General features: G+C 64.3%; 24 protein-coding genes. 6 read left to right on the top strand and 18 right to left on the bottom strand.

All coding sequences use genetic code 11. From position 1 onward, the window contains the following. Positions 1–23 precede the first annotated feature (23 nt). The 4 genes from AC1DB0_RS15960 to AC1DB0_RS15945 form a co-directional block, all read right to left on the bottom strand. Positions 24–1283: an efflux RND transporter periplasmic adaptor subunit gene (locus AC1DB0_RS15960; RefSeq protein ID WP_346550603.1), complete on the bottom strand. Its 1260-nt coding sequence runs from the start codon at positions 1281–1283 to the stop codon at positions 24–26. A gap of 122 nt (positions 1284–1405) precedes the next feature. Then, positions 1406–1876 carry a helix-turn-helix domain-containing protein gene (locus AC1DB0_RS15955; protein WP_427948900.1) on the bottom strand — a complete coding sequence of 157 codons (471 nt, stop codon included), beginning with the start codon at positions 1874–1876 and terminating at the stop codon, positions 1406–1408. 209 nt (positions 1877–2085) lie between these two features. Beyond that, complete coding sequence (locus AC1DB0_RS15950; RefSeq protein WP_175171323.1) at positions 2086–3279, bottom strand: DUF3734 domain-containing protein; 1194 nt, start codon at positions 3277–3279, stop codon at positions 2086–2088. A 14-nt stretch (positions 3280–3293) separates the two neighbouring features. Beyond that, entirely contained in the window at positions 3294–3899 is a 606-nt protein-coding gene (locus tag AC1DB0_RS15945) for a DUF4136 domain-containing protein (protein WP_054426424.1), read from the bottom strand. Positions 3900–4040: 141 nt separating this feature from the next. On the opposite strand from AC1DB0_RS15945, the gene AC1DB0_RS15940 reads away from it, so the two are divergent. Then, positions 4041–4835: a TOBE domain-containing protein gene (locus AC1DB0_RS15940; RefSeq protein WP_476757269.1), complete on the top strand. Its 795-nt coding sequence runs from the start codon at positions 4041–4043 to the stop codon at positions 4833–4835. A gap of 84 nt (positions 4836–4919) precedes the next feature. Here the strand turns inward: AC1DB0_RS15940 and AC1DB0_RS15935 are convergent, their stop codons facing one another. The 4 genes from AC1DB0_RS15935 to speD all read right to left on the bottom strand — a co-directional run bounded on the left by AC1DB0_RS15935 (position 4920) and on the right by speD (position 7550). Then, complete coding sequence (locus AC1DB0_RS15935; RefSeq protein WP_476757268.1) at positions 4920–5606, bottom strand: ATP-binding cassette domain-containing protein; 687 nt, start codon at positions 5604–5606, stop codon at positions 4920–4922. After that, positions 5603–6289: a molybdate ABC transporter permease subunit gene (modB, locus tag AC1DB0_RS15930; protein WP_342068019.1), complete on the bottom strand. Its 687-nt coding sequence runs from the start codon at positions 6287–6289 to the stop codon at positions 5603–5605. Before modB ends, AC1DB0_RS15935 begins: the two co-directional genes overlap by 4 nt. A gap of 21 nt (positions 6290–6310) precedes the next feature. Then, entirely contained in the window at positions 6311–7081 is a 771-nt protein-coding gene (gene modA / locus AC1DB0_RS15925) for a molybdate ABC transporter substrate-binding protein (RefSeq protein ID WP_476757267.1), read from the bottom strand. A gap of 118 nt (positions 7082–7199) precedes the next feature. After that, entirely contained in the window at positions 7200–7550 is a 351-nt protein-coding gene (gene speD, locus AC1DB0_RS15920; RefSeq protein WP_054426434.1) for an adenosylmethionine decarboxylase, read from the bottom strand. On the opposite strand from speD, the gene AC1DB0_RS15915 reads away from it, so the two are divergent. After that, positions 7539–7691, top strand: coding sequence for a hypothetical protein (locus tag AC1DB0_RS15915; RefSeq protein WP_175171325.1), 153 nt, complete (start codon positions 7539–7541; stop codon positions 7689–7691). The two genes, speD and AC1DB0_RS15915, sit on opposite strands and share 12 nt — an antisense overlap. Before the next feature lie 27 nt (positions 7692–7718). Here the strand turns inward: AC1DB0_RS15915 and AC1DB0_RS15910 are convergent, their stop codons facing one another. Genes AC1DB0_RS15910 through AC1DB0_RS15900 form a run of 3 tightly spaced genes read right to left on the bottom strand, consistent with a single transcriptional unit; the run spans position 7719 to position 10673 of the window. Next, positions 7719–9188 (bottom strand): DUF4178 domain-containing protein, encoded by a 1470-nt coding sequence (locus AC1DB0_RS15910; protein ID WP_054426436.1) that lies wholly within the window; start codon positions 9186–9188, stop codon positions 7719–7721. Between the two features lie 6 nt (positions 9189–9194). Further along, positions 9195–10244, bottom strand: a complete 1050-nt coding sequence (locus tag AC1DB0_RS15905) for an SPFH domain-containing protein (RefSeq protein ID WP_342068023.1) — start codon at positions 10242–10244, stop codon at positions 9195–9197. Positions 10245–10286: 42 nt separating this feature from the next. Then, entirely contained in the window at positions 10287–10673 is a 387-nt protein-coding gene (locus AC1DB0_RS15900; RefSeq protein WP_054426731.1) for a DUF350 domain-containing protein, read from the bottom strand. An 89-nt stretch (positions 10674–10762) separates the two neighbouring features. Here AC1DB0_RS15900 and AC1DB0_RS15895 point away from each other — a divergent pair, with 89 nt between their 5' ends. The 3 genes from AC1DB0_RS15895 (at position 10763) to AC1DB0_RS15885 (ending at position 15233) form a co-directional block, all read left to right on the top strand. Continuing rightward, complete coding sequence (locus AC1DB0_RS15895; protein WP_175171328.1) at positions 10763–12274, top strand: polyamine aminopropyltransferase; 1512 nt, start codon at positions 10763–10765, stop codon at positions 12272–12274. After that, positions 12274–13923 (top strand): NAD(P)-binding protein, encoded by a 1650-nt coding sequence (locus AC1DB0_RS15890; RefSeq protein WP_476757266.1) that lies wholly within the window; start codon positions 12274–12276, stop codon positions 13921–13923. Before AC1DB0_RS15895 ends, AC1DB0_RS15890 begins: the two co-directional genes overlap by 1 nt. A 62-nt stretch (positions 13924–13985) precedes the next feature. Continuing rightward, complete coding sequence (locus tag AC1DB0_RS15885; protein WP_476757265.1) at positions 13986–15233, top strand: NAD(P)/FAD-dependent oxidoreductase; 1248 nt, start codon at positions 13986–13988, stop codon at positions 15231–15233. A gap of 58 nt (positions 15234–15291) precedes the next feature. Here AC1DB0_RS15885 and AC1DB0_RS15880 read toward each other — a convergent pair whose 3' ends face one another. The 3 genes from AC1DB0_RS15880 to AC1DB0_RS15870 all read right to left on the bottom strand — a co-directional run bounded on the left by AC1DB0_RS15880 (position 15292) and on the right by AC1DB0_RS15870 (position 18198). Continuing rightward, a complete protein-coding gene (locus tag AC1DB0_RS15880; RefSeq protein ID WP_054426446.1) occupies positions 15292–16086 on the bottom strand; it encodes an ABC transporter ATP-binding protein in 795 nt (264 codons plus the stop codon). Between the two features lies 1 nt (position 16087). Then, positions 16088–16978, bottom strand: coding sequence for an ABC transporter permease (locus tag AC1DB0_RS15875; RefSeq protein WP_054426448.1), 891 nt, complete (start codon positions 16976–16978; stop codon positions 16088–16090). Positions 16979–17226: 248 nt separating this feature from the next. Continuing rightward, a complete protein-coding gene (locus AC1DB0_RS15870) occupies positions 17227–18198 on the bottom strand; it encodes an ABC transporter substrate-binding protein (protein ID WP_054426450.1) in 972 nt (323 codons plus the stop codon). 262 nt (positions 18199–18460) lie between these two features. Between AC1DB0_RS15870 and AC1DB0_RS15865 the strand changes: the two genes are divergently transcribed. Further along, positions 18461–19417: an aldo/keto reductase gene (locus AC1DB0_RS15865; RefSeq protein ID WP_054426452.1), complete on the top strand. Its 957-nt coding sequence runs from the start codon at positions 18461–18463 to the stop codon at positions 19415–19417. Positions 19418–19425: 8 nt separating this feature from the next. Here the strand turns inward: AC1DB0_RS15865 and AC1DB0_RS15860 are convergent, their stop codons facing one another. The 4 genes from AC1DB0_RS15860 to AC1DB0_RS15845 all read right to left on the bottom strand — a co-directional run bounded on the left by AC1DB0_RS15860 (position 19426) and on the right by AC1DB0_RS15845 (position 24476). Next, positions 19426–21867, bottom strand: a complete 2442-nt coding sequence (locus AC1DB0_RS15860; RefSeq protein ID WP_447578217.1) for a TonB-dependent siderophore receptor — start codon at positions 21865–21867, stop codon at positions 19426–19428. A gap of 92 nt (positions 21868–21959) precedes the next feature. Continuing rightward, positions 21960–22928, bottom strand: a complete 969-nt coding sequence (locus AC1DB0_RS15855; protein WP_476757264.1) for a FecR domain-containing protein — start codon at positions 22926–22928, stop codon at positions 21960–21962. Continuing rightward, the gene (locus AC1DB0_RS15850; protein ID WP_054426733.1) at positions 22925–23425 is read right to left on the bottom strand and encodes a sigma-70 family RNA polymerase sigma factor; all 501 of its coding nucleotides are present in this window, start codon (positions 23423–23425) and stop codon (positions 22925–22927) included. The genes AC1DB0_RS15855 and AC1DB0_RS15850 overlap by 4 nt, the downstream gene beginning before the upstream one ends. 79 nt (positions 23426–23504) lie before the next feature. Continuing rightward, positions 23505–24476 carry a Bug family tripartite tricarboxylate transporter substrate binding protein gene (locus AC1DB0_RS15845; RefSeq protein ID WP_054426456.1) on the bottom strand — a complete coding sequence of 324 codons (972 nt, stop codon included), beginning with the start codon at positions 24474–24476 and terminating at the stop codon, positions 23505–23507. Positions 24477–24593 lie beyond the last annotated feature (117 nt).

The raw sequence follows: 24593 nt of genomic DNA, 5'->3' as shown, positions 1-24593 counted from the left end.
GCGCTGGTTGCGCCGCGTGCCGCTCAAGATTTCTGGCCTGCTGCCTTGTCCTGCTGGGCAGGTTCGGCAGGCTTGGGCGATTGCTCGGGCGCGGCCGGCTTGGCGCCGGGTTGCGCCGCGGGCTGAGCGCCGTTCGCGGGGGCTCCGTTCTTGTTCCATTGGCTGACCTGCACCGGCGCGCCTGGGCGGATTTTCTGGAAGCCTTCGACCACGACAACGTCGCCTGCCTTCAGGCCGCTGGTGATCAACCAGTTGTTCTTGATGGCGCCGCCGGTGGTGACGGGCAACTGGGAAATCTTGTTGTCCTTCACCAACATCAGGCTTTGCGAGCCGTCGGCCGTGCGTTGCAGCGCCTGCTGCGGCACGACCAGCGCCTTGTCATCCACGCCCTGCTCCAGCCGCACGCGCACGTACATGCCGGGCAGCAGGATGCCGTCGGGGTTGGGCACTTCGGCGCGCAGGTTCACCTGGCCCGTGGACGGGTCCACGGTGATGCCGGTGAACAGCAGCTTGCCGGCGTGCTCGTATTCCGTGCCGTCTTCCAGCACAACGGTGGCGCGAGCGGTGTCTTTGCCGACCTTCTGCAATTGGCCGCTGGCGAATGCACGGCGCAGCGTCGCCAGTTCGGCAGTGGACTGCGTGAAGTCAACATAGACCGGGTCCAACTGCTGCACGGTAGCCATTTGCGTGGCGGACGTGGCTTCCACCAGTGCGCCTTCGGTGACCAGCGGCTTGCCGATGCGGCCCGTGATGGGCGACGTGACATCGGTGTAGCCCAGGTTGATGGCCGCATTGTCCTGGTTGGCCTTGGCGGCCGCCACCGAGGCATCGGCCTGGCGGAACGAGGCCACGGCGTTGTCGTATTCCTGCTTGCTGACGGCGTTGGCCTTGACCAGCGGCGCATAGCGGTCTGCCAGCAGCTTGGCGCTGAACAGATTGGCCTGCGCCTGCTTCAACTGCGCCGTCGCTTGATCGTAGGCTGCCTTGTAGGGCGCCGGATCAATCTTGAACAGCAGTTGGTTTTCTTTGACGTCACCGCCTTGCTCGAAGGCGATTTTCTGAACGATGCCGGTAACACGCGAACGGATCTGCGCATCACGCACGGCATCCACGCGGCCGGGCAATTCAGAAACGATGGGCGCGCGCTCGGGCTGCACGGTAATGACGCTGACTTGAGGCATGCCGGGATTCATCTGTGGCTTTTCGCCGCACCCTGCCAATATCAGCGCGAGGACGCCACCGGAAACAGCCAGACCTGAAACACGTTTAGGCGAAAACCGCATTGAAACCCCCGCGCATAGCGTAGTGACCCGTGAATAGCCCAATAATGTAACTCAGTTATTGGGGAAATCACGTATTTTCAAGCCGTACAACGATGCGCGGGAGAGACAAATCCGTAACAGCCTCAGCAGTTGGGAAGCGCTCTGAGATTGCCCAGGAACACGTAACCCACGCCGTGCACAGTATGCAGCGGCAAACGGGCGCCTGTCTGCAGGACTTTGCTGCGTAGCCGGCAAATCGCCACATTGAGCGTGCGCATATTGGTGCTCTGGCGCACGGCCATCAACGCTTCGCGGCGCAATTCGCGATGCGGGCTCTGCAGCAGGCAGACAAAACACGCGCGTTCAATTTCGGTCAGGTCGATACGCGCGCCGCTGGGCGCCAGCAGCGTCCACCCTTGGTACATCAGGCTCCACCAGCCGTCGACCCGGTCGGTCGCAAGCGCGGCAGGGGCATTGACGGTGATGGACGGCGGCAGGCGCGCGCCGCGTGGCGAGGGTTGATCCAGGCGGGCAAGCGCATCAGCGGCAGGCGCGTGAGGCGTAGGTGCGTGAGGGGCGAGCGCGTGAGGAGCAAGCGCGTGAGGGACATTCATGGCAGGTCTCCATCGGGCCAGCCCCGCCTGGCGTGGCGGCAGCCGGAACCCGGAACAAGGTTGCTGTTTGTCCCTGAAGACTACCGGTGTGAACGGCTTCTGGCTGCCGAATGAGCCAATTATCAGACCAGTCTTACGCGCCCTGCCTTTCTCTTTCTTTGTGCGCCCTATCTGTTTGTGGCGACCCGGCCTGTTTGTGCCGACCCTGCCTATTTATGCGTGCCGTTGCGATGAATATCGTGCGTCACAAAGCAGCTGTTCTCGGTGGGCCGCGCCAGAATGCCGGGCTTGGCCAGCGTTTGGCGGATGTCGGCCAAACCGGATTCCCAGTGCTCGCGCATGGCCTCGGTGCCGAATTCGTAGTCCTTGGAGTAACGCTCCAGGTGCTTGGATTCGTAGATGAGGTTGATGATGTTGGTGGCGGGCGTATGCGACAACTTGCGGATGTCGGCGAACTCGGGCGCGTTGCGTTCGGACTCGGGCAGGCGCTCAAGCAGCCGCTGCAAGCCATGGCGCAACTTCAGCACCCGCCGCAGCTGATCCGTGACAAGGCGGGTTCGGCTGGAATACTGAATGTCTTTTTGGCGCTCGGCCACTTCTTCAAGCGAAGTCGGCAACCCGCCACGCGCAGGCCATAAATCAACCTGAAACGCCAAGGTGTCGCGCATGTTGTCGTTGGTCAGCACCTGCGCCAGCGGCGTGTTCGACACGATACCGCCGTCCCAATAATGCTCTCCCTCGATCTCCACCGACGGAAAACCCGGCGGCAAGGCGCCGGAAGCCATGATGTGCTCGGGGCCCAGCTTATCGGTCTGGCTGTCGAAATAGGCGAAGTTGCCACTGCGCACATTCACCACGCCGAAGCTTGCGCGCACCTTGCCGCTATTGAGCACATCGAAGTCGACGAACTGGCGCAACGTGGCCGCAAGCGGCGTAGTGTCGTAAAAGCTGGTGGACGCCGCCCCCCGGCCGCTGGCCCAGTACGGCGGCGGGAAGCGCGGTTTGAAAAACCCCGGCTGCCCTGAAAATAGCGCCTGAAAGGCAGACAGCTGGCCGTTCATGGCCGGCGAGCCGAAGCCGAAGGGAATGCCTTCGAACATGCCCGCCAACGTGTCGCCCCACGGCACCGAGGCAAAACCGGCCGGGCGGCAAATACTTTCCCAGAAGCCACGCAGCCGCTCAACGCGTTCGTCTTCGGGCGAGCCCGCGATGATGGCCGCGTTGATCGACCCGATGGAAATGCCGGAAATCCAGTTGGGCCGAATGCCCGCTTCGTGCAAGCCTTGGTACACCCCCGCCTGATAGGACCCCAGCGCGCCCCCGCCTTGCAGGACGAGGGCAACGGTTTCGTAGGGAGGCGTATCGCCGGTATCGGTGGACGGGGCCTTGCGGCGAGTGGTCATTCGGCTACCTCTGGCTAGGGTTTGCTTTTGTCCGGCACTTGCGGCGCGGCGACGCCGGCCCGGAACGGATACTTGGCGAAGATTTGCGCCACCGCCTTGTCCACGTTCTGCGAGGTGTTGGCGGTATCGGGATTCTGCACTTCACCCACCGCCACGCCTTCCCACACCAGCTGCTTGCGGCGGGGATCGACCAAGTCGATATTCAGCGTGCCTTCGGTGTATTGATAAACGTCGTCGCCCCAGCCGTAGCCGGGCCAGCCGCCGTAGAACCCCGTGCGGTAGCCATAGTAAGGCCCCATCGGCGGCGCGGCCGGCGTGACTTGGGTTTTTTGCTGGAGCTTGGCGCCGAAGTTGACGAGCAGATCCGGGTTGGCGGCGCTGTACGTATAACCGCGCATCTCCATCTGGCCGCGCGTGGCGTCCTTGAGCCGTTCGGTCAAGAGGCTGCTGTAGCCCGCCTTGTCAGTGCCTAGCGGGTTCATGAAAGCGAATGTCCGGTATTGGGCAAAATCCGCCTGGTGATCGTAATCGCCCTTCACGGTGGGGCCTGATGCGCAGGCCGCCAGCAATGCCGTCATGGAACCGGCCGTCAACCATTTCAACGCTGGAAACGCTTTCATGTCGATTTCTCCGAGAGCTCAAGGCTTGGACATAGTGCCGCGAAGCCCGCAAAGTTTCAACAGAATCTCATTCGCATCCCCCCGCCTGCCGTCCATTACACTCGCAGCTGATTCATCCCCCTGACACAGACCCAAACCAGCATGTTGGAACTCGACGGCTCAATCTGGTTTCGTTCCGGCGCCCAGACCTGGGGCGGAAAGAACCGCATCGACCTGCTCTCCCAGATCGACGCCACTGGCTCGATCACGGCGGCTGCGCGCGCCGTGGGCATGAGCTACAAGGGAGCGTGGGACGCCATCGACGCCATGAACAATCTGGCGGGTGAACCGCTGGTGGTACGGGCCGCAGGCGGCAAAGGCGGCGGCGGCACGCAGCTGACCGACCGCGCGCGCCGCCTGATCGGCACCTTTCGGGCGTTGGAAGCCGAACACCGGAAGTTCATGGACTACCTGACGCGCGCAGGGCTGGACGCCAGCGGCGACATCGACCTGATGAGGCGTTTCATGCTGAAGACCAGCGCGCGCAATAAATTTCTGGGCACCGTCGTCGAGATCCGCACGGGCGCCGTCAACGACGAAATCCTGTTGCGCATCGCGGGCGGCCATACCGTCACCGCGACCATCACGCGTGAAAGCACGACGGAATTGGGCCTGGAGCCGGGCAAGGAAGCGATTGCGCTGGTGAAGGCGTCCAACGTGATCGTCGGCGCACCGGGCTCGGGCCTGCGGCTGTCGGCCCGCAACCAGTTGCTGGGCAAGATCAGCGCGGTGCGTCCGGGCGCCGTGAACAGTGAAATCCTGATCGCCATGGACGGCGGCGCGACGATGGTGGCGATTGTCACCAACGACAGCGCGACGGAACTGGGCCTGGCCGAAGGCGAACCCGCCGTGGCGATTTTCAAGGCGTCCAGCGTGATCCTGGGCGTGCTGGACTGACGCACAACGCGTCAGCGGTCCGGTCAGACGTCCGATCTAACGCCCAATCCGCAGCCCGCATCCATCCCCCGGGATCAAGCCCGATCAAACCCCCGGGCCATCCGCACGGCGGCGCACCTTGCCGTCGCGCACTTCGAACACTTCATCGGCGAGCGCATCCACATCCGCCGGGTCATGCGTGATCAGCAGCATCGGCACGTCCAGCTGCCGCTGCAGCGCATTCAGTTCCTGGCGCATCTTGCCGCGCAGTTGTGAATCCAGCGCAGAAAACGGCTCGTCCAGCAGCAGGATGTCGGGCTGCAACGTCAGCGCGCGCGCCAGCGCCACGCGCTGCTTCTGCCCGCCCGAAATCTCGTTGGGATAACTGCCGATGATGGCGCCCAGCTCAAACGCATCCACCCAGCGTTTGGCCTCTGGCGCCACGCCGCGCCTGGGCGGGTTGAGCCAGCCGCGCCGCAAGCCGAACGCGATGTTCTGCGCCACCGTCAGATGGGGAAACAGCGCGTAGTCCTGAAACAGATAGGCCACGCGCCGCGACTGCGTTGGCAGGCTGACGCCCGCCTGGCTATCGAACAGCACGCGCCCGTTGATATCGATGCGGCCAGCGTCCGGCCGCAGCAACCCCGCCACCGCGCGCAAGGTCAGGCTCTTGCCCGCGCCCGACGGCCCGAACAAGGCGATGCGCTTGGACGACGACGTGAAGGCCACGTCCAGCTCAAATTGGCGGTCGCCCGACACCATGCGCTTGGCGACCTGGATGTTGATGCTCATCGCCCGCCCCCGTTGCGTTGACCCGCCCCGACAGGCACAAGCTTGCCCGCCACCAGCAACACGATGACGCAGGTGACGGACGTGACCAGCACCAGCAGGTTCGCGGTGTGATCGTCGCCTGCCTGCACGGCTTCGTAGATGGCCACCGACAAGGTCTGCGTGCGGCCCGGCAAGTTGCCCGCAATCATCAACGTGGCGCCGAACTCGCCCAAGGCGCGGGCGAACGCCAGCAGCACGCCGGCCGCAATACCGCGCGCCGCCAACGGCAAGGTCACACGGAAGAACACGCCGGCTTCGCGCACGCCCAACACCCGCGCCGCATTCTCAAGCTGCGGGTCCACGTTTTCAAACGCCGCGCGCGCCGACTTGAACACCAGCGGAAACGCCACGACGGATGCTGCGATCACCGCGCCCTGCCACGTGAACACCAGCTCGATGCCCCAGCCCGCAAGCGTTTCACCGATGACGCCGCGCCGGCCCAGCAAGACCAGCAGGTAATAGCCCAGCACGGTGGGCGGCAAGACCAGCGGCAGGGTCAGGATGGCGTCCAGCAGATCGCGCCCCGGCCAGCGCCATCGCGACAAGCCGAACGCCGCGGCGGTACCGGCCACGGTCGCCAACAATGTTGCCCAGCCCGCCACCTTCAACGAAAGCAGCAGCGGCACCCAAACCGGATCTGTCATCAGTTCAACGCATCAGCAATATCAGGGCTTCTGAAAGCCGTAGCGCGACAGAATAGCCTGCCCTTCGGGCGACAGCACATAGGCGACGAAGCTATCGGCTTCTTTCGCCGCGGCTTCACGCGTGGTCACGGCAATGGGATACGTCACGGGCGTTTGCGACGGCACGCGCACCGCCACCTTGACCTTGTCAGGCATGACGGCGGCGTCTGTTGCGAACACAAAGCCCGCGTCCACTTCGCCGCGCGACACGTAGTCCAGGCTTTGGCGCACGTTCTGCGCCAGCACGCTCTTGGCTTGCACCGCCGTCCACAACCCGGCGGCTTCAAGCGCGCCCTGGGTGTAGCGGCCCACCGGCACCGAGGCCGGGTTGCCATAGGCGATGCGCTTGATGTCGTCGCGCGTCAGGTCTTTCAGCGCGGTGATGTTGGCCTTGCTGTCCGTGGGAACGATCAGCACGATCTGGTTGGCGGCGAAGTCCACGCGCGAAGCAGGCTTGACGGCCTTTTCTTCCACGGCCTTGTCCATCGCTTTCTGGTCAGCCGAGGCGAACACATCCGCGGGCGCACCCTTCACGATCTGCTGCAGCAGCACGTCGGACGCGCCGAAATTCAGCACGACCTTGGTGCCGGGATGCGCTTTCTCGTAGCCTTGCGCCACTTCCTTGAATGCGTTGGTCAGGCTGGCGGCGGCGGACACCACCAGGTCACCCGCGTGGGCGCTCGCGCCCCACAGGGTGGACAGCGCCAGGGATAGCGCCAGGGACAGGGCCAACGGCGGGCGTTTGCAGGACATGATTTTCTCCTCGGGTATCGCCATATCGGTAACGAAATATATAGAGGTATATAACGCTCGTCAATTTGCTTCCCGGCGGCCATTGCGCCAGATCAAACGGGCAAAAAATGGGGGAATATCAGCCGCGCGCGACCGTGGTGACGTGTACCGATTCCGGCGCCAGCGCATCTTGCAGCCAGGCCAGCGCCAGCTCGGGCTGCGCCGTGCCGCACATGAAGATGTCCAGCGCCGCGAACTGGTGTTCGGGCCAGGAATGGATGCTGATATGCGATTCGCTCAGCATGACCACGCCCGTCACGCCCGCGCCTTCGCCAAAGTGGTGGAAATGCGCACTCAGCACATGCGCGCCGGCGGCCTGCGCCGCGCCGATCAATTGCGCTTCCAACGCGGCGGCATCCGTGAGCCGCGTGGCAGGCACGCCGCGAAAATCCGCCAGCACGTGGCGGCCCGGAGTGGCATGCACCGTCACTTGTGCGATCCGCCCGACGACCAGCCCGAACTGCCGGACGAGCTGCTGCCCCAGCTGCTGCTACTGCTGCTGCCGCCGCTCACGATACGGGCGCCGGGCGAACTGGCGCCCGTGGCCGCCAGCACCACCACCACCGCATAGACGGCATAAAGGAACTTGCCCATCGTCCTAGTCGTCCTTTCCGGAAAACTTGTCCGCCAGCTTGGCGGGGAACCACAGGAACGCCAGCCCGATCAGGACTGGAATAAAGCGGCCGTTCAAGATATTGCTCATGTTCAGGAACACCATGCCGATCGTCGCGATCCAGGCCCATTTGCCGTAGCCGCCGCGCTTGCCGCCCATAGGTAGCGACTTCTGCTTGGCCAGCTGGGCGTCGCCAAACCACTCCGCCAACTGCGCCGGGGCGATGGGCGCCGACGCCGACCAGCCGAGTTCGTTGGCCGCGAGTTCACGCGTGAGCTTCAACGTGCCGGCCTTGTAGTCGGTGATCTTCGTGGTGTCGCCCGCCTTGACGCGCCAGTTGAACGCGCCAAGCGGCACCTCGACCCGCGAGGTGTAGTCGTACAGCTTCTGGTACAGCTTTGACCGCCAGCGCACGCTGGTGGCGTTATTCAGGCTGGGCCAGGTGTCGCAGACCTGCACGCGTTCCCAGCCTTCGTCGGTTTCCACCAGCCAGATAAAGCCTTTGGCCGGGTTGAACAGCAGGTACTCGATCCAGTCGGACGGTTCGTCGGGATCGGGGTCTGCGCATTTCATCAGGCCGATCAGCGTGTAGCTGGCGCCGTCGATCTTGGCCACCGCGCCCAGCGACAGCGTGGTGGTGATCGCCTTGACCTTGTGGCCCTTGGCGATGACTTCGGCCGTGGGGCCCGAGCAATCTACCGCCGATGCGCACGACGGGCAGACAACGTGGGTGGCCATGGCCGCCACGAAGCTGATCGGCGCGCCGCAGTTGGGGCACTCCAGCGCCTTGATCTGGCCACGGAAGCGGCCCGCGGTTTCCTCGACCTGCTCGTTGGTGCGCAGCGACCCCGCCTGCATGGCGGACAGGTCGAAGGCTTTGCCGATATAGAGTTCGGGTTCGGGCGCGTCGGAAAAATCCAGCGTGAGAAACGCGTCCAGGCTGCGGTAGTCCGCCACCTTTGCTTCCCAGCCATCGCCCGGCACAAACGGCAGTTCGCCCTGCGCACCACCCGCCTGCGCCGTGCGGACATCGGCGGCGACAAAGCGCTGGCCATCCAGCTTGAGCTCGTCGCCTGGCGAAATGTCGGTGAACGCTGGCATGCCTTGCAGGGACTTGACCTTGCGGCGGCGCGTGACGGCGTACTGGCCCGACGCGTCCGACAACCAGCCGTCGGAGCCATCTTCGAACCACACGTACCACTCGTTCCAGAAGCCCTCGTCAAAGCGCAGCTGGATGCGGCCGATGACGTCAAAACGCTTGCTGTCGAACTTGCCCGTCGCGCCCAGGCACAAGGGCGAATAGTCTTCCAGCACATCGGCCATCTCGCCAATGCGCTTGACCGATTCGGCATCCTTCAACAAGGTGCTGCGGCAAGCGCCGCAAACCGCCATGACGGATGCGGTGGACGTGAACTTGACCGGGGCGCCGCACTGCGGACACAGAACCTGCTGCATAAGTCCTTAGCTGGTAAGTTTCTTCAGCACTTCGGCCTTGGCCGAATCGTAGTCAGCGGCGGTGATCAGCCCTTTGTCCAGCAAGTCCTTCAGCTGTTGCAGGCGCGCGACCGGGTCGGCGCCGGCCGCAGCGGGCGCGGCTTGCTGCGCGGGCTGCGGCTGTTGCTGCGGTTGCTGTGGCTGCTGCGGCTGGCCCTGCCCCACGCCCAACCCCGCGGCCATCGTCTGGCCCAGCGCGGCGCCGGCCGCCAGGCCCGCGCCGATGCCGGCAATGCCGCCTTCGTTCTGCGCGGCCAGCGGAATCGACGTCGCAGTCTGGTACTGGGTGAACTTGCCCAGGTCGCCCGCCATGCCCATCGAAATCCGCGTGTCCAGCGCCTTTTGCAGCTCTTCGGGCAGGGACACGTTTTCAACGGTGAAGTTGTCGAGCTTCACGCCATAACGGTCGAACACCGGGGCCAGCTGCTCGCTGATGCTTTGCGACATCAGCCCCTGGTTACCCGCGATATCCAGGAACGGCACCTTGGAGCCGCCCAGCGCCGTCGTCATCGCGGCGACCACCATGTTGCGCAGCTGCGCTTCCAGGTCGTCCACGGTGTACTCATCACGCGTGCCGCTGATTTCGCGATAAAACTTGGCCGGGTCGGAAATCTGATACGAATACACGCCGAATGCGCGCAGGCGCACCATGCCGAATTCGCTGTCGCGCAGCGTCACCGGCTGCGCCGTGCCCCAGCGCCGGCCCAGTTGCAGGCGCGTGCTGAAGAAGATCACGTCCGACTTGAAGGGCGACTCGAACAGCTTGTCCCAGTTCTTCAGGTACGTCAGGATCGGCAGCGTTTGCGTCGTCAGCTTGTACATGCCGGGGCCGAACACATCGGCCACCTTGCCTTCGTTGACGAACACCGCCATTTGCGATTCCCGCACGGTCAGGCTGGCGCCGTACTGGATTTCGAAATCCTGCATCGGATGGCGCCAGGCGAGCACGCCGTCGCGATCCTCGTTCCATTGCAGGATGTCAATAAACTGCTTGCGAATAAATGAACCGAGACTCATGGCAAGTTCTCCCGTGTCAGATCGGATGACGCGCGCCGGCCGTCAGGTCAGGCAGGCGGCGTTGACGACGCCTGCGGCCAGCGAGATCGAACCGATCAGGCCGCCCATGGCGATATTGTTTTGTTCGATGGCCTCGTTCATGCCGCGTATGGCCTGGGCGATCACGACATACACCACGATCTGCACCACCATGGCGGCGGCGCCCCACACCAGGAACATCACGAAGCTGGCGTGCACGGCAATACTGGAGCACAGCGTGAAGCTGAAACCGACCAGCGCGCCGCCGTAGGACAGCACCGCTGCGATGTTGCCTTCGCGGATCAGGTCGAATTCTTTGTAGCGGGTCACGGCGGTGTAGACCGCGGTGAAAACGCCCAGCATGACAAGCGCCGAGACGATATAGATCAGATAGGTCACCGCCGGATGCATCGCTTCTCCCATTGCCACCCTCCTAATTGCGCGCAGTATATACGCGGCGTTCGATATACTGCGAACGCATTTTTCGCTCCGGACACCCCATGCGCGACCGCGTTCTCATCCTATCGGTATTGATCGTTGCTTCCTGCGGTTTGGGCTATGAGCTCATCAGCAGCGCGCTGGCCAGCTATTTACTGGGGGATTCCATCCTTCAGTTCTCGTCCGTCATCGGCTGCTATTTGTTCGCCATGGGCATCGGTTCGTGGTTGTCAAAATATGTAAAAGACGAAGACGTTTTGAATCGGTTCATCGACGTCGAACTGCTTGTTGCGTTGTTGGGCGGCGTGTCCGCCGCCGTCTTGTTCCTGGTTTTCGCCTGGCTGTCCGCGCCCTTTCGCGCGGCTTTGTATGTGGGCGTCTTCGTCATCGGCCTGATGGTCGGCATGGAGATCCCGCTGGTGATGCGCGTGTTCAACCAGCGCAAGGCCGAATTCCGCGAGATCGTCAGCCGCGTGCTGACCTTTGACTACCTGGGCGCGCTGGCCGTCTCCCTGATCTTCCCGCTGCTGCTCGCCCCCAAGCTGGGCCTGCTGCGCACAAGCTTTCTGTTCGGCATCCTGAACGCCAGCGTCGCGCTGTGGACGACGTGGCTGTTTCGCGCCGAGGTCCGCCGGCCCGGCGAAAAAGCCATCCGCGCCTGCGTGGTGATCGGCTTTCTGGCGCTGGGCTTCATCTATTCCACCGCGATGACGGCCTGGGCTGAAAAGGGCCTGTATGGCGACGATGTGGTGCACGCCGAAACCACGCCGTATCAGCGGCTGGTGGTGACGCGCTGGCATGACGACCTGCGCCTGTACATCAACAACAACCTGCAATTCTCGTCGCGCGACGAACATCGTTATCACGAGTCGCTGGTGCATCCGGGTTTGCAGACGCTGCCCTGGGCGCGCAACGTGCTGGTGCTGGGCGGCGGCGACGGGCTGGCGGTGCGCGAAATCCTCAAATACAAGAACATCGAACACGTGACGCTGGTGGATCTGGACCCGGCGATGACGGGCTTGTTCTCGCGCTCGGAGCCGCTGGTGGCGTTGAACCAGGGCTCGCTCAAAGACCCGCGCGTTACCGTCATCAACGACGACGCCGGCCGCTGGCTGGAAACGCACGCAGAGGTCTATGACTTCATCGTGGTGGACTTTCCCGACCCGTCCAACTTCGGGCTGGGCCGGCTGTACTCGGTGCCGGTCTACCATCTGATGGCGCGCCACCTGGCCGAAAACGGCTACATGGTGATCCAGTCGACGTCGCCCTACTTCGCGCCGCGCTCGTTCTGGAGCGTGGACGCCACGTTGAAGGAAGCGGGCCTGAACACCTGGCCGTACCACACCTATGTGCCATCGTTTGGCGACTGGGGTTTCATTCTGGCCAGCAAGCGGCGCGACTACACGCCGCCTGACAAGATCACCGTGCCGACGCGCTATCTCGACCCGGCCACCACGCGCGAACTGTTCCACTTCCCCGCCGACATGCCGGCGCTGGCGATGCCGCCCAACCGCTTGAATGAGCAGTCGCTCGTGCGCTATTTCGACGAGGACTGGCGCAAGGTTATCCGCTGATGCGCCGCCGCAGCTTCCTGCTGGGCGCAGCCACGGCAGCGGCCGCCGGCACCGCGGGCTGGTATCGGTCGCGCATCGTCGAAACCCCGCCCAGCGTTCACTACCCGGGCATGCAAGCCGGACACGCCTTGCGCGATGGCGCAGCGTTGCCCGCGCCATCCGCCCACTATCAGCACAACGTCGCCATCCTGGGCGCGGGGGTGGCCGGCCTGTCATGCGCGTGGAAGCTTGCGCGCGAAGGCTTTACCGATTTCGTGGTGGTGCAAGGCCCGGAATTCGCAGGCAATGCGGCGGCGGGCAAGCGCGATGAGCTGGACTACCCGCTGGGCGCGCATTACCTGCCGCTGCCTTCGATGGCGTCTACCCATGTGCGCGAGATGCTGTCCGACTTCGGCATCATCGAACGCGGCGCGGGTGACGTGCGCCCGACTTACGACGAAGCCCTGCTCGTCCATTCGCCGCAAGAACGGCTGCTGCGCAACGGGCGTTGGGAAGAAGGCCTGCTGCCCATGACCGGGCTGCCGGACGAAGACGTGGCGCAGCATCACCGCTTTCTGGCGCTGATCGACCGGCTGCACACGCAGGTCGGCAACGATGGCCGCAAGGTGTTCTGCATTCCGCTTGTGCTGTCATCGCAAGACCCGGCGTGGCGCGCGCTGGACGCCATCACCTTCAAACAATGGCTGGCGCGCGAGGGCTATACGTCGCCCGCGCTGCACTGGTATCTGAACTACTGCTGCCGCGACGATTACGGCGCGCAGTACGACGTGGTCTCGGCCTGGGCCGGCCTGCACTACTTCGCCAGCCGCGACGGCCACGCCGCCAACGCCGGCGAAGGCGCAGTGCTGACGTGGCCGGGCGGGCTGGCCGTGCTGGCCGCCCGCATGCGCGACGCCATCACCCAGAAGCTGGGACACAACCGCTGGCTGATTCCGGGTACGGCGGTGCGCCTGGACGAGACGGCCGCCGGCCCGCGCGTGACGTGCATCACGGGCATGACTGACACCCAAGCCCCCACCGCCGCCTACACGCTGCAAACGCGGCGCACCGTCTGCGCCATGCCCTTGTTCGTCGCGCAGCGCATCCTGCCCGACATCCGCGCCTACGGTTACGACCCGGCCGTACACACGTCATCGCACGCACCGTGGCTGGTGTCCAACTTCGTGTTGGAAGGCTATCCGCTGGAAGCCCCCGGCGAACCGCTGTCTTGGGACAACGTCGTCTACCAAGGCCGGGCGCTGGGCTATGTCGTGTCCACACATCAGCTGCTGCGCGTTGCGCGATCGCCCCGCACGGTGTTCACCGCGTATCACGCGCTAAGCGGGCAAACGCCGCAAGCCGCACGGCGATGGCTCACCACGGCAAGCCCCGAAGCCTTGCGCGACGAAGCAGCCGCTGATCTTGTCGCCGCCTACGGCAGCGAGTTCTGGCGCAACGCGCGGCAATTGGACATCACCGTGCGCGGCCACGCCATGGCCTCGCCGCTGTGCGGTTTTTTGTCCAACGCGGGCTTGGCCGCGCTGCGCGAGGTAGATGGCCCGGTGCTGTTCGCGCACGCCGACCTGTCGGGCTATTCCGTGTTCGAAGAAGCGTCGTGGTGGGGCGTGGTGGCGGCGGGCCGCATCCTGGGGCAGAAACCGGCCAGCTAACGGCGCATCCCAAGGAAGGACTGCAATACAATCCCCGGCCTTGACGCTTCGAATAAAAAATCATGGGAAAGCACGTCATTGTTCTGGGCGCGGGCATCGTCGGTGTCTGCTGCGCATTGGAGTTGTTGCGCCGTGGCGCCACGGTCACCTTGGTCGACAAGCGGGAACCGGGCATGGAAACGTCAATGGGCAACGCGGGCGTGCTGGCGCGCAGCTCGCTGATGCCGTTCAACCACCCGGGCCTGTGGGCGCAACTGCCCCGGCTGCTGAAAAACGATACCGTCCAATTCCGTTATCGCCCCGCGTTCCTGGCAAAGCATCTGGGCTGGGCGACGCGCTTCCTGCTGAACGCCCGGCCCGCCGTCTTCCGCGAAACCGTCAACGCGCTGGACGGGCTGATCCGGCTGTCGGCCCCTGAACACCTGAAACTGCTGGACGAAGCGGGCGCGCGCGATCGCTTGCGCGATACGGGCTGGGTGTTCCTGTACCGCAGCGAGGCTGCGTGGAATGGCAGCGAGCTGGCGCGCAAGACCTTTGCGCAATACCAGGTGCCCACCCAGACGCTCAGCCCCGCCGAGCTTGCCCAGATGGAACCCGCGCTGGCGCCCATCTTCCATCGCGCCTTGTGGATTCAAGGTTCGTATTCGGTGGATGATCCGCATGCAGTTGTGGCCGCGTATGCTGACCTGTTCCTTCAAGCGGGCGGCACGCTCAAGCGCATGACCGCCACCGGCGTGCGCCGCGACGGCCAGCGCTGGACGGTGCAAGGCGCGCAAGACTCGGAATCGCTATCCGCGGATCAGGTGGTGGTGGCGCTGGGCCCGTGGTCCAAGGCGCTGCTGAAAACCACGGGCATCGACTTGCCCATGGCGTTTGAACGCGGCTATCACATGCATTACCGCGGCGCGGACGGCGCGCGCGTCAGCCGGCCGGTGTATGACACGGGTGGCGGTTATGTGTTGTCGCCGATGGCGCGCGGGCTGCGCTTGACCACCGGCGTCGAACTGGATGCGTGCGACGCCGCCCCACGGCCGGCGCAGCTGGAGCTGGCGGAATCGCGTGCGCGCGAAGCCTTTCCGTTAGGCGAACGGCTGGATGCATCCGCCTGGCTGGGCCGCCGCCCCACTCTGCCCGACAGCCGCCCAATGATTGGCGAAGCGCCCAAACATCCCGGCCTGTGGCTGGCGCTGGGGCATCAGCACATCGGCTTCAGCACCGCGCCCGGCACGGCGAAACTGCTGGCGGAATTGATGATCGATGGCCGTGCTACGGCCTTGCACCACGCGTTCCGGCCCGGCCGTTTTTTGTAAATTGCGCTTCGAACCTGGCGCGGGCTGCCGGCGTAAAGCCGGTCAGCCCGGGGCTGCTTCAACCCAGCAGCAACGCGTCGTCCGACAGCTTTTCACCGCGCACGCGTTCAAACATTTGCAGCAGGTCAGGCACGTCCATGCCGCGGCGCTCGTCGCCCGACACGTCCAGCACCACCTGGCCCTGATGCAGCATGACCGTGCGGTCGCCCACGTCCAGCGCCTGACGCATGCTGTGCGTGACCATCATCGTCGTCAGCTGGTTTTCGGCGACGATGCGCGCCGTCAGCTGCAACACGAAGTCCGCCGTGCGCGGGTCCAAGGCCGCCGTGTGCTCGTCCAGCAGCAGGATGCGCGACGGCTGCAAGGCGGCCATCAGCAAACTCACTGCCTGACGCTGGCCGCCGGACAACAGGCCAATGCGGTCGGTCAGCCGGTTTTCCAGGCCCAGGCCCAAGGTGGCCAGACGTTCGCGGAAGCCGTCTTTCATTGACGCCTTCACCGCGCGGCCAAAGCCGCGCCGCACGCCGCGCATCTGCGCCAGCGCCATGTTTTCTTCAATGGTCAGGTCTTCGCAGGTGCCGGCCATGGGGTCCTGGAACACGCGAGCCACGCGGCCGGCGCGCGCCCACACGGGCTGACGCGTGACGTCCACGCCATTGATGTCGATGCGGCCGGAATCAATCGGCAGGTCGCCCGACACGGCGTTCAGGAACGTGGACTTGCCCGCGCCGTTGGAACCAATCACGGTCACGAACTGGCCCGACGGAATTTCCAGCGACAGGCCGCGCAGCGCGCGGGTTTCGATGGGCGTACCCGCGTTGAAGGTAATTTTCAGATCTTGTGCGGACAACATATCAGCGCCCCTTCTTGCCGACCAGGCGGCGCTTGAGCATCGGAATGACCAGGGCGAACGTGACCAGCACCGCGGTAACCAGGTTCAGGTCTTGCGCCTTCAGGCCGATGAAATCGCTATTCAACGCCAGCGCGATGAAGAAGCGGTAAACGATGGCGCCGATGATGACGGCAAGTGTCGCCAGCACCAGCTTGCGCGACGGCAGAATGCTTTCGCCGACGATCACCGCCGCCAGACCGATCACGATGGTGCCGATGCCCATCGAAATATCGGAACCGCCTTGCGTCTGTGCGAACAGCGCGCCCGCCAAGGCAACCAGCGCGTTGGACAGCGCCATGCCGCCCAGAATCATGCGGCCCGTATTCACGCCTTGCGCGCGGGCCATGCGGCCGTTGGAACCGGTGGCGCGCACGGCCAGCCCGGTCTGCGTGGCGAAGAACCAGTCCAGCGCCAGCTTGGCCAGAATCACAATCACAATCAGGATCAGCGGGCGCGCCACGTAATCAGCAATCCAACCCGGCTGCAAAATGGTGAACACCGTAGGTTCGGTGATCAGCGGAACGTTGGGCTTGCCCATGATGCGCAAGTTGACCGAGTACAGCGCAATCATCATCAGGATGCTGGCCAGCAGATCCATGATCTTCAGCTTCACGTTCAGCCAGCCCGTGACCAGCCCCGCGGCCGCGCCGGCGAAGGTGGCGATGATGGTGGCCGAAAACGGATCGGTGCCCGACGCGATCAGCGTGGCACAGACGGCGCCGCCCAGCGGGAAGCTGCCGTCAACGGTCAGGTCGGGGAAGCGCAGCAGGCGAAAGGAGATAAACACGCCCAAGGCCACCAGGCTGAAGATCAGCCCGATCTCCAACGCGCCTAACAACGAGAACAATGACATGGGTTAAATCCAATCAGGGTAAGGATGGTGCATATTAAAGACTTGAAACGTCGGGTTTCTTGCGTTTGGGGGTCAGTTTTACCCCAGCTTTCGCAACAAACGTTTCCCGGCGCGTCATTTTCGCTTTTTTTCTGCCAAAGCGCCGCCACGCCTGCGGATTGGGCCGCAAGCGGAGTTGGTCAAGCGCATCGGTGAAAAAAAACCCCGCGCACACCTAGCAGGTATGGCGGGGTTTGTGCGGCGCCGTTTTACTTCACAACCACGGCGGCCGACTTGATGATGGCGTCAGACAGCGTCACGCCTTGCTTGGCGGCGGCGCCCGGGTTCACGTAGAGCTCAAGCTTGGAGACCACTTCCGACGGGATGGCGCCGGGCTTTTCGCCCTTCAGGATGCGAACCACCACCTTGCCCGTCTGCACGCCCAGGTCGCGGTAGTTGATGCCCAGCGCAGCAATGCCGCCGCGCTTGACGCTGTCGGTGTCGGAGGCGATCAGCGGGATCTTGGCGTCGTTGCCCACCTTCACCAGCGATTCATACGCCGAGACGACGTTGTTGTCGGTGTTGGTGTAGATGACGTCGACCTTGCCAATCAGGCTGCGCGCGGCGGATGCCACGTCAACCGAACGCGGGGCGGCGGCTTCCACCAGGCTCATGCCCGACTTCGGCAGAATTTCCTGAAGCTTCTTCACCACCACCACCGAGTTGGCTTCGCCCGGGTTGTAGACGATGCCCACGCGCTTGGCGTTGGGAACGATTTTCTTGATGAGTTCAACCTGCTTGTCCAGCGCCAGCAAGTCGGACACGCCGGTCACGTTGGTGCCGGAAGCATCCATGCTGGACACCAGTTGGGCGGCAACGGGATCGGTCACGGCGGAATACACCACCGGCACGTCCTTGGTTGCGGCGACAACCGCCTGGGCCGACGGCGTGGCGATGGCGACGATGGCGTCGGGGCGGTCGCCGACGAACTTGCGGGCGATCTGCGCGGCGGTGCCGTTGTTGCCCTGCGCGCTTTGGTATTGCCACTTCAGGTTCTTGCCGGGTTCATAGCCGGCTTGCTTCAGCGCGTCTTGCACGCCGTCGCGCACGGCATCCAGCGCCGGGTGCTCGACGATGGCGGTCACCGCCACCGACTTCTGCTGCGCGGACACCGGCGCGGCGATAGCCATTGCCAGCGCCATGGCGCCAACCGTCAGAAAATGTTTTTTTCCGATCAGCATTACTTAGCTCCTTGAACCCTTGGTATATGTTCGTCGGGTATTTGTTCGTGGTTACGGCGGCGCCGGCGGCTTCCCGACGGCTTGCGCAGGCCGTAAAGCCGTATAGTCTAACTTGCCGCCACGCAAAAGAATTTGGGGGGAATCCCTGAAATGGTGCATGCCGGAAGTGGCGCGCCCCACGCCGGGGCACGCGGCGCCAATATACTAAATCCGCGCGGCCGCCCTTGCTCCAAGACCGGCCGCCGCATCCAAAGGCCTCATCATGATCAAACGCGCATTGGGCCGTTCCGGCCTGCAAATTCCCCCACTCACTTTCGGCGGCAACGTCTTCGGCTGGACCGTTGACGAGGCCGGCACGTACTCGCTGCTGGACGCGCTGGTGGATGCCGGGCTGAACTTCATCGACACCGCCGACGTGTACTCGCGGTGGGTGCCGGGCAACCAGGGCGGTGAATCTGAAACGCTGATCGGCAAATGGCTAAAGCGTTCCGGCAAGCGCGACCGCGTGATGATCGCCACCAAGGTCGGCATGGAAATGGGGCCCGACGCCAAAGGCCTGGCGCCCGCCTACATCCGCCGCTCGCTGGATGCCTCGCTTGCCCGGCTGCAAACGGATTACGTGGACCTGTACCAGTCGCACAAGGATGATCCCGATACGCCGCTGACCGATACGCTGGCCGAATACGCCAAGCACATCGAATCGGGCAAGGTACGCGCCATTGGCGCGTCAAACTACACGGCCGTGCGCCTGTCGGAAGCGCTGATCACCGCCGAACGCCACGACCTGCCGCGCTATGAAAGCATCCAGCCGGAATACAACCTGTACAGCCGCGAGCCCTTCGAGTCTGGCCTGCAAAGCCTGGTGAAGACGCAGCAGATGGGCACCATCAACTACTACGCGCTGGCCAGCGGCTTTCTCAGCGGCAAGTACCGCAGCGCCGCCGACGTCAGCAAGAGCGCGCGCGGCCAGAAGATTGTGGACACGTATCTGAACGAGCGCGGGTTCCGCATCCTGAAAGCGCTGGACGAGGTTTCGGAAGACGCCGGCTGCACGCCTGCGCAGGCGGCACTCGCCTGGCAGATCGCGCAGCCCGGCATTACCTCGCCGATCGTCAGCGCAACGTCGATCGCCCAGCTGGACGAACTGGTCAAGGCCGCCAGCCTGACGCTGACGCGTGACCAGTTGGCCAAGCTCAGCCAGGCGAGCGACTGGCGATAGCACGTTGACTAGAAGCGCTGCGTCAGCGTGAGCAGCGCGGTTCGGCCTTCGCCATAGAAGACCGAGTTGTAAAAGCCCATCGAGCGGTAGTACTTCTTGTCGGCCAGGTTGCGCACATTCAGCTGCAACTGCGTCTTGTCCGTGAAGTTGATCTGCGCCATCAGATCAAACAACGCGTAGGGTTTCTGCACGATCGAACCGGACTTCAGGCCGTAGTACGTCTGTGCGCTGGTCTGGCTCTGCCAGCGCACGCCGCCGCCCACCGTCACCTTGTTCAGCGCGCCGGGCAGACGGTACGCCGTGCTCAGCTTCAGCAGCTGTTCGGGCTGGGTCGTCTGCACCTTCTTGCCGTTGTTGTCCTTGGACTGGCGATACGTATAGCCCAGGAATACGTTCCAGCCCGGCATCACTTCGCCCGCCACTTCGGCTTCGAAGCCGCGCGTGCGCGTGCCGTCCAGGATGTAATACCAGCCGTCGTCGTGCGCGTAGTCGTAGCCGCCGTACTCGGCCACATCTTTCTGATCGGTTTGGAACACCGCAACGGATGCGTTCACCCGGCCATCCAGGTACGCCGCCTTCAGGCCCATCTCGTAGTTGTGGCCATAGGCTGGGCCGGCCATGTCCCACGTCTGCGTTTTCACCATCTGCGGCTGGAAGATGTTGGTGTAGCTGGCGTAGGCGGTGTAGGTGTCGTTCAGGTCATAGGTCACGCCCACATAAGGCGTGACTTCGGAGTACGTGTGCGAATAGCCCGTCACGCCCCCGCTGGTTTCGGTGGATTCCCAACGGGTCCAACGCGCGCCGGTCAGCAGATGCAGCCGCTCGGTCAGGCCCAGGCGCAGCGTGCCGTAGATGCCCGTCTGCTTGTTGCGGTTGGTTTGCGACAGCGCCAGGATGTCCCAGTTGGGCGCGGGCCAGTCGCCCGTCCAGTGGTGGACGTCGGGAATGGGATAGGTGTCCTGATCCGTCGTGTCCCAGCTTTGGTTCCAGGCCTTGATATCGGAATGCGAGAAGCCGACGTTGAACTGATGCTGCCGGCCAAACGCATCGAAGCCGCCGTCCATCGAACCGCCCACCACGTTCTGGTCGCTGCCGCCCACGAATTTACGCAGCAATGGCGGCGTGGAAAAGCCATCGATGGTGACGGGCACGTCTGATGTGAACAGCAGCGGCGCGTCAAACTTGTTTTCCAGGCGCGTGAACGACAAACGCGCGTTCCAACCGTTGGCGAAGCCATGGTCCAGCTGCGCGAAATACTCATGCGAATCGGTGTCCCAGCGCGACCACTTCGCGCCCATGGCCTGGCCCTTGGGCCAATCGATCGGCTTGCCATCGGCATCGAGTGCCGGCAGCCCGCCCCAACTGATGCCGCTGGGCCGCGTGCGCTGCACCGATGCGCCCAGGCTGACCGTGGTGGCGTCGGCGATGTCGGCCTCGACAATGCCGTAGAGCACGTCGCGCTTTTTCTTGTAGAGGTCCATCGTGTCGCCGCGCCGTTCCTTGGCGCCGACGATGCGCCCGCGCACCGAGCCCGACTCATTGAACGGCGTGGACAAGTCCACTTCGCCGCGATAGGTGTCTTCGGTGCCGGCCGACAATTTGATGTCGCCCTGGAACTCGCGGGTGGGACGCTTGCGGATGAAGTTCACCGAGCCGCCTGGGTTGCCCGTGCCGCTCATCAGGCCGGTCGCGCCGCGGATGATTTCCACGTGGTCGTAGATGACCGGGTCCAGGTTGCTATCGCCAAACTGGTAGAGGCCGTTCAGCGGCTTGACCACGCCGTCGAACTGGAACGTGTCCATGGAAAAGCCGCGCGAGTAATACGTCAGGCGCTCGGACTCCGCCTGCTGCACGTTCATGCCGGTGGCGTTTTCCATGACGTCGCGCACGGACGTGATGGAACGGTCGTCCATTTGCTGGCGGGTCAGCACGCTGGTGGATTGCGGCGTTTCGCGTTGGGACAGCACCAGGCCGTTGGCTGACCGCATCCAGTCAGCGGTGTAATCGCCCGTGCCTTCGGTGGTGGCGCCTGCGCCCAGCACCACCACCGGCGCCAACTGCGTGGCCTGCGGGCCGCCCGCGCGCTGCAATTGGTAATCCCCATCGGCGCGGCGCACGGCTTCCAGGCCCGTCCCCGCCAACAGGGCCGCGAAGCCCTGGTCGATGTCGTATCCGCCTTGCAGCCCGGCCGACTCCATGCCTGACGTCAGCGCCGGGTCGAACGACAGCAGCACCTGCGTCTGCTGGGCGAAGCTGGACAACGCGGCGCCGAGTGCGCCGGCCGGAATGGTCACGGAATGGCGGATCGTATTGGCGGCGCGGGGTTGCGCCTGCACCGTCGTGGGTGACAGCGCGGCGCCCGCCATGGCGGCCAGCACCAGCGCGGCAAACGCCTTCAAGCGCAAACCCGCTGGCGCTGAGCAATGAGAGGGGAAAAACGGCAGAGACATTTCGTTGGGTTCCAGGCGAAGAAAATCGAGGCTTCACCCGTATGCCAATCGAGAATGCAAAAGTGACAGGGCCGCGCAGAAAATTCTTTGAATCACCCTCGCGGGCGGATCGTTACCCAGTAGCGTGTGAACCGATCGACGCGCACGGGCAGCGCGCGTTCAACGGCGGCCAGGATGCGGTCGGTGTCGCCCAGCGGGTACGAGCCCGAGATACGCAAGCCCGCCACGGCCGGGTCGCACACAAGCCTGCCCTTGCGATGCCGGCTGAGCGCATCAACGAAGGCATCCAGCCGCATGGCATCGGCGTACAGCGCGCCTTGCACCCAGTCGTCGGCATGGGGCGCGGGGCGGGCAGCTTGCACCGCGCGCGCATCAAAATGCGTGCCGGCGCCGGCGTCCACCACGCGCGCCGCGCCCGCGCCGCCTGAGATCGGTTCGATTCTGACGGCGCCGTCGGTCACCGCCACCCAGGCCTCGTCGTCCAACAAGCGCACGACAAAGCGCGTGCCTAGCGCGGTGATGCGGCCCAGGGGCGTGGCCACGACCAAGGGCCGCGCAGGCACGTGCGGATCGGCGTGCGACGCAATATGCAGCTCGCCCCGGCGCAACACGATCTGGCGAAGCAAACCGTCAAACCGCACGTCGGCCGCGCTGTCCGTGTTCAGGCTCAGCACCGTGCCGTCGGCCAGCGTGGCGACGCGCCGTTCCCCCACCGATGTGGTGAAGTCGGCGCTCCAGGCGCGCCACGGCAAGCCCGCCGCCGCCAGCCCGCCCGCCCCCAGCACCAGCGACAAGGCCTTCAGCGCCTGACGCCGGCCACGGGATGGCAGGCGGTCCAGCGCCGCCAAACCGGCTTGGGGGTCAACCTGACCGAATTGGCGTCCCAACATTTCCACGCGTTCCCATGCCAGGCGATGCAAGGGGTCGGCGTCGATCCAGCGGCGACAGGCCGCGCCGTCGGTCGGCGTGGCCTCTTCGGCGCCCAGGCGCACAAACCAGTTGCTGGCTTCTCGGATGACGGCGGGCGGCAATTCCACCCGCCCCGTGGCGCGCGCGCTCACCACGCCGCCAGGCAATGCTGCATGGCGCGCGCCAGATACTGGCGCACCGAGCTCACCGACACCGCCATGCGTTCCGCGATCTCGCCGTGGCGCAGCCCTTCCAGCTGCGACAGCAGAAACGCCTTGCGCACCTTGGCGGGCAGCCCGTCAAGCAAACGGTCGATTTCCAGCAGCGCTTCCAATGCCAGGGCGCGGCGTTCGGGCGAAGGCGCGTGCGCGTCCTCCACCAGCGCCAGGCTGTCCAGATAGGCGCGTTCGATATCGCGGCGGCGAAACAGATTCACCATCAAGCCGTGCGCAATGGTCGTCAGATACGCGCGCGGCTCGCGCAGGGCGCGCGTGTCGTCCTCGCGGACCAGCACTTTCAGATAGGTGTCGTGGGTCAGGTCGGCCGCATCGAATGGGCAGCCCGTCTTTCTGCGCAGCCAGTCGCGCAGCCAGGATTGATGCTGAATATAGAGCCCTTCAATGGGCGCAGGCGTACCGCTTTGATTCATGACGTTCGACGGACCGGAAAGCAGATTTACCAATGATAACGATTATCAATAGTAATATGAATCCGGTCCGGCAAACGCATCAATCCAGCTTCACCCCGGAATCTTTCACGACTTTCGCCCAGCGATCCACCTCGCTATCGACGAACTTACCGAAGTCAGCGCCCGTCAATGTCGGCACCGCAGAACCGTTACCGGCCCAGGTTTCCTTGAGCTTCGGCGTGTTCAAGGCCTTGGTGATTTCCACCGCCATCTTGTCGACCGCTTCCTTCGGCGTGCCGGCGGGCGCCCAAATGGCGTACCAGGTCGACACGACGTAATTCGGCACGCCTGCTTCGGCGGCGGTCGGCACGTCGGGCAACGAAGCCGAGCGTTCGGTCGCGGCCACGGCCAGGGGCTTGATGACGCCAGCGCGAATATGGCCTGACGACGACCCCAGCCCGTCAAACGCCAGATCCACCTGGCCGCCGATCAGCGCCGACAACATAGGTCCTGCCCCCTGATATGGCACATCAACCAACTTGATGCCGGTCTGCATGGCAAACAATTCGCCCGCCAGGTGATGCGTGCTGCCCTTGCCGGCCGTGCCGAAGTTGATTTCGCCTGGGTGCTTCTTGGCGTAGTCGATGAATTCCTGCAAGGTCTTCACTGGCAGCTTGCTGGCGTTGATGACCACCACCTGCGGCGGCTGCGCCACCAGCGCAACGGGCACGAAGTCCTTCTGGATGTTGTAGTTCAGGCTTTTGTACAGCGACGGGGCCAACGCGTGATGCGCGCCGCCCATGAAGAAGGTGTAGCCGTCGGGCCGGGCCTTGGCGGCCACGCCTGCGCCCACCGTGCCGCCTGCGCCGCCCTTGTTGTCGATCACCACCGTCTGGCCAAGCTGCATGGTCAGTTGCTGGGCCAGCGGACGGGCAAAGGTATCCGTGCCGCCGCCTGCGGGGAACGGAACGATCAGCGTGATGGGGCGCTCAGGCCATTGCGCGGCGGCCACACCGCCAACACTCAGGGCTGCCACGGCGAATACGGCTGCGGCGGTCGTGCGAACTCTCATAGTGTCTCCTCTTGCTGCATCATGGGGACGGCGCGGTTATGTGCGTCTCGTCTCTTGGATTTTTTATGGAATGAAGCTGCCAGGACTGCGTTCACATTGAATGGGGATCGTCTCCTT

This window comes from Achromobacter sp. 10T422 (assembly GCF_056394065.1).
This window is presented reverse-complemented; position numbering and strand designations above follow the sequence as displayed.

Coding starts and splice junctions, on each gene's coding strand:
- AC1DB0_RS15960 (WP_346550603.1), bottom strand. CDS start 1,283: ATGCGGTTTTCGCCTAAACGTGTTTCAGGTCTGGCTGTTTCCGGTGGC.
- AC1DB0_RS15955 (WP_427948900.1), bottom strand. CDS start 1,876: ATGAATGTCCCTCACGCGCTTGCTCCTCACGCGCTCGCCCCTCACGCA.
- AC1DB0_RS15950 (WP_175171323.1), bottom strand. CDS start 3,279: ATGACCACTCGCCGCAAGGCCCCGTCCACCGATACCGGCGATACGCCT.
- AC1DB0_RS15945 (WP_054426424.1), bottom strand. CDS start 3,899: ATGAAAGCGTTTCCAGCGTTGAAATGGTTGACGGCCGGTTCCATGACG.
- AC1DB0_RS15940 (WP_476757269.1), top strand. CDS start 4,041: ATGTTGGAACTCGACGGCTCAATCTGGTTTCGTTCCGGCGCCCAGACC.
- AC1DB0_RS15935 (WP_476757268.1), bottom strand. CDS start 5,606: ATGAGCATCAACATCCAGGTCGCCAAGCGCATGGTGTCGGGCGACCGC.
- modB (WP_342068019.1), bottom strand. CDS start 6,289: ATGACAGATCCGGTTTGGGTGCCGCTGCTGCTTTCGTTGAAGGTGGCG.
- modA (WP_476757267.1), bottom strand. CDS start 7,081: ATGTCCTGCAAACGCCCGCCGTTGGCCCTGTCCCTGGCGCTATCCCTG.
- AC1DB0_RS15915 (WP_175171325.1), top strand. CDS start 7,539: ATGCACCGTCACTTGTGCGATCCGCCCGACGACCAGCCCGAACTGCCG.
- AC1DB0_RS15910 (WP_054426436.1), bottom strand. CDS start 9,188: ATGCAGCAGGTTCTGTGTCCGCAGTGCGGCGCCCCGGTCAAGTTCACG.
- AC1DB0_RS15905 (WP_342068023.1), bottom strand. CDS start 10,244: ATGAGTCTCGGTTCATTTATTCGCAAGCAGTTTATTGACATCCTGCAA.
- AC1DB0_RS15900 (WP_054426731.1), bottom strand. CDS start 10,673: ATGCATCCGGCGGTGACCTATCTGATCTATATCGTCTCGGCGCTTGTC.
- AC1DB0_RS15895 (WP_175171328.1), top strand. CDS start 10,763: ATGCGCGACCGCGTTCTCATCCTATCGGTATTGATCGTTGCTTCCTGC.
- AC1DB0_RS15890 (WP_476757266.1), top strand. CDS start 12,274: ATGCGCCGCCGCAGCTTCCTGCTGGGCGCAGCCACGGCAGCGGCCGCC.
- AC1DB0_RS15885 (WP_476757265.1), top strand. CDS start 13,986: ATGGGAAAGCACGTCATTGTTCTGGGCGCGGGCATCGTCGGTGTCTGC.
- AC1DB0_RS15880 (WP_054426446.1), bottom strand. CDS start 16,086: ATGTTGTCCGCACAAGATCTGAAAATTACCTTCAACGCGGGTACGCCC.
- AC1DB0_RS15875 (WP_054426448.1), bottom strand. CDS start 16,978: ATGTCATTGTTCTCGTTGTTAGGCGCGTTGGAGATCGGGCTGATCTTC.
- AC1DB0_RS15870 (WP_054426450.1), bottom strand. CDS start 18,198: ATGCTGATCGGAAAAAAACATTTTCTGACGGTTGGCGCCATGGCGCTG.
- AC1DB0_RS15865 (WP_054426452.1), top strand. CDS start 18,461: ATGATCAAACGCGCATTGGGCCGTTCCGGCCTGCAAATTCCCCCACTC.
- AC1DB0_RS15860 (WP_447578217.1), bottom strand. CDS start 21,867: ATGTCTCTGCCGTTTTTCCCCTCTCATTGCTCAGCGCCAGCGGGTTTG.
- AC1DB0_RS15850 (WP_054426733.1), bottom strand. CDS start 23,425: ATGAATCAAAGCGGTACGCCTGCGCCCATTGAAGGGCTCTATATTCAG.
- AC1DB0_RS15845 (WP_054426456.1), bottom strand. CDS start 24,476: ATGAGAGTTCGCACGACCGCCGCAGCCGTATTCGCCGTGGCAGCCCTG.